At 69.9% G+C, this 3,686-nt stretch carries 4 protein-coding genes; all 4 read left to right on the top strand.

The genetic code is table 11. The features are described from left to right. Positions 1–440: OB-fold nucleic acid binding domain-containing protein (locus G3N92_RS31860; protein ID WP_339385861.1), on the top strand; the 440-nt coding region annotated here is incomplete at its 5' end. Positions 441–982: 542 nt separating this feature from the next. Next, positions 983–2,086, top strand: a complete 1,104-nt coding sequence (gene nagA, locus G3N92_RS31855) for an N-acetylglucosamine-6-phosphate deacetylase (RefSeq protein ID WP_206131513.1) — start codon at positions 983–985, stop codon at positions 2,084–2,086. Continuing rightward, on the top strand, positions 2,079–3,086 hold the full coding sequence (locus G3N92_RS31850) for an SIS domain-containing protein (RefSeq protein ID WP_206131514.1): 1,008 nt from the start codon (positions 2,079–2,081) through the stop codon (positions 3,084–3,086). Before nagA ends, G3N92_RS31850 begins: the two co-directional genes overlap by 8 nt. 15 nt (positions 3,087–3,101) lie before the next feature. Next, positions 3,102–3,686, top strand: a 585-nt coding sequence (locus G3N92_RS31845) for a PTS glucose transporter subunit IIA (RefSeq protein ID WP_206131512.1), incomplete at its 3' end; no start/stop codon positions are given.

Genomic DNA, 3,686 nt, shown 5'->3' with positions numbered 1-3,686 from the left:
GGCCCGAGCTTGGCGCGCCGTCGGAAGCCGACGACATCCTGGCCGACTACCGCACCACCGGCCTGACGCTGAACCGTCACCCGGTGGCGCTGCTGCGCGACGCGCTGCGCGCGCGCCGGCTCGCGTCGGCCGAGGAGCTGAGCGTGCATCGCAACAAGCGGCTCGCGCGCGCCTGCGGCATCGTCACCGCGCGGCAGATGCCGGGCACGGCGAAGGGCACGCTGTTCGTCACGCTGGAGGACGAAACCGGCAACGTCAACGTGATCGTGCGGCGCGAGCTGATCGAGCGTCAGCGCCGCGAGGTGCTCGATGCGAAGCTGCTGGCCGTGTACGGCGTCTGGCAGGCGGAGAACGAGGTGCGGCACCTGATCGCCCAATATCTGGAGGACCTGACGCCGCTGCTCGGCGGGCTGCGAACCTCGAGCCGCGAGTTCCACTGAGCCGCGCGTTTCGGGCGGCCCCCATGCTGCCAGCACGACGATCGGGCAGGCGCATTCCGCACCCCGGCATGCACGCCGACCCGCGTTGGCATCGGCGATCTTCTCGTCATCCGGGGAAAGCGAGTGTGCCGAACGCAGGTTCATACCAGATCGAAAACTGGTTCCACACTGGTATTAATCAATCTCGAAAGGCATTCGTTTGTCGATCGATGTTCGATTTGTCAGAAGAAGGATTGGGGTAAATCCCGATCCGGAATATCGTAAGTAAACAAAACGATAGGCCAACTAAAACACGCTCGTGGCAAGGCTTTTCGGCGAATCGCGAGCGCAGAGCCCACTAAATTGACTGGTATTAGTTTGGTTATATAATCGGCTCGCTTTCGACGGAAGGGCGGCTCGCCGCGTACCGCGCGGGGGAACCCGCCGCCGCGCCGCCTGTCCCGTCAAGCACAGCCGCCGCGATCGAGGTCAGACGCCAAGTCCGTCGGATCCGCCGGCCGGCTCCCTCTCGCAACCGCAATACCGGAACTCAAGTGAACGCGATGCTGACCGGAAATATCCTGACACCCGAGGGCTGGCGCGAAGGCACGATCGAATTCGGCAATGGCCGGATCACGTCGCTGACGGGCCGGCCCGCCGATCCCGCCACCAACGACGCGCCCTACATCGTGCCGGGCTTCATCGACCTGCACGTGCACGGCGGCGGCGGCGCCGACGTGATGGAAGGCGGCGACGCGATCGAGACGATCGGCCGGACCCACGCGCGCTTCGGTACCACCAGCCTGCTGGCCACCACCATGACCGCGCCGCGCGACGAACTGATGAACGTCGTCGCGCAACTGGGCGAGCGCGCCCGCAACCGCACGCCGGGCGCCGCCCGCGTGCTCGGCGTGCACCTCGAAGGCCCGTACATCAACCCCGGCAAGCTCGGCGCGCAGCCCGACGCGGCCGTGTCGGCGGCGCTCGACGAAGTGCTGCGCTATCTGGCGATCGCGCCGATCCGCGTGGTCACGCTGGCGCCCGAAATCGCCGGCCACATCGAGATCATTTCGGAGATGGCCGCGCGCGGCGTGCGCGTGCAGCTCGGCCATTCGCTCGCCACCTACGAGGACGGCGTGGCCGCGCTCAAGCACGGCGCCTGCGGCTTCACGCACCTGTTCAACGCGATGTCGCCGCTGCATCACCGCAACCCCGGGCTGGTCGGCGCGGCGCTCGCGCACGCCGAATACGCGGAAATCATCCCCGACCTGCTGCACGTGCACCCCGGCGCGATCCGCGCCGCGCTGCGCGCGATCCCGCGCCTGTACGTCGTCACCGACAGCACCTCGGCCACCGGCATGCCCGACGGCGAATACCGCCTCGGCAGCCAGCACGTCACCAAATGCCTGGGCGGCGTGCGCCTGGCCGACGGCACGCTGGCCGGCAGCACGCTGACGATGGATCAGGCGTTCCGCAATCTCGTCTCGCTCGGGCTGCCGATGGCCGACGTGTCGAACCGCATGTCGCGCTTCGCGGCGGATTACCTCGGCCTCGAAGACCGCGGCCGCCTCGCGCGCGGGGCCTGGGCCGACATCGCGGTGTTCGACCGCGACCTGAACCTGAGCGCGACCTACGTCGAAGGAGAATCGATTGTCGAATATGCTTGAAGAGGCGCGCCAGGCGGCCGATGTGGTGGCCGCGCAACTGGCCGACCAGTCCGCCGTCGAGGCGCTCGCTGGGCGCTTGCTCGATACGCCGCCGCAAGTCGCGCTGACGGTGGCGCGCGGCAGCTCCGATCACGCGGCCAGCTATTTCGCGAGCCTGACCATGAGCCGCCTCGGCGTGCCGGTCGCGTCACTGCCGATGTCGGTGGCCACGCTCCAGCAGGCGCCGCTGCGCGTGCGCGACCAGCTCGCGATCGCGTTTTCCCAATCGGGCCAGAGCCCCGACCTCGTCAACACCATGACGGCGCTGCGCGACGCCGGCGCGCGCACCGTGGCCGCCGTCAACGTGCTGCCGTCGCCGCTGGCCGACGCGTGCGAACACGCGCTGCCGGTGGCGGCCGGCCCCGAGCTGTCGGTGGCCGCCACCAAGAGCTATATCGCGATGCTGTCGCTGTCGGCGCAGATCGTCGCGCTCTGGCAGCGCGACGCCGCGCTGATGACGGGCCTGCGCGCGCTGCCCGACACGCTGGCCAAGGCCGGCGCGCTCGACTGGCGCGCCGCGGTGGACGAACTGCGCGACGCCGAACGCATGATCGTGATCGGCCGCGGCCTGGGCCTCGCGATCGCGCAGGAAGCCGCGCTCAAGCTCAAGGAAACCTCGGGCATCCAGGCCGAGGCGTTCTCGAGCGCCGAGGTGCGGCACGGCCCGATGGAGCTGATCGACCGCGACTATCCGCTGCTCGTGTTCGCGCCGCCCGGCCCCGAGCAGGCCGGCCTGCTGACGCTGGCCGCCGACATGCGCGCGCGCGGCGCCCGCGTCCTGCTCGCCGCGCCGCACGGCACGCCCGACGCGACGCTGCCGCTCGAACGTGCGGCCCACGCCGCGCTCGATCCGGTGGCCGCGATCCTGTCCTTCTACGTGATGGCCGCGCAGCTCGCCGTGGCGCGCGGGCGCGATCCCGATGCGCCGCGCCATCTGAACAAAGTCACCGAAACGCATTGATCCGCGAGACGAACGATGAGACGTGCCGAGGAGTCCCAGTTGAAAAAGCCATCCCCTGACCAGTTCGTGTTGCTGTCGCCGCTGACCGGGCCGGTCGTGCCGCTTGCCGATGTACCGGATCCGGTGTTCTCGGGCGGCCTGTTCGGCGACGGGATCGGCGTCGATCCGCTCGACGGCCGGCTCGTCGCGCCGTGCGAGGGCATCGTCACGCATCTCGCGCGCACGGGCCATGCGGTCACCATCACCACCGCCGAGGGCGCGGAAATCCTGCTGCATATCGGCATCGACACGGTCGAGCTGAGCGGGCGCGGCTTCACGCCGAAGGTCGATGCGGGCGCGCGCGTGCGGGCCGGCGACGTGCTGGTCGAGTTCGATCAGGATGCCGTCGCGCAGGCCGCGCCGAGCCTGGTGTCGGTGATCGCGGTGGCGAACTCCGAGGCGTTCGAGATCGTCGAGCGCGCCGGCCGCGGCGTGGTCAAGGCCGGCGAGACGCCGCTGCTCACGCTGCGCGCGACGTCCGCCGAAGTGGCGGCGGCCGCGCGCGACGTGGCCGATGCGATGGAAGCGCGCCGCCAGATCACGCTCGCGCATGCGGGCGGG

Source organism: Burkholderia sp. Ac-20379 (assembly GCF_017104645.1).
Classification (GTDB): domain Bacteria; phylum Pseudomonadota; class Gammaproteobacteria; order Burkholderiales; family Burkholderiaceae; genus Burkholderia.
The sequence above is the reverse complement of the archived record's forward strand: the minus strand, read 5'-3'. Positions and strand labels throughout refer to the sequence as shown.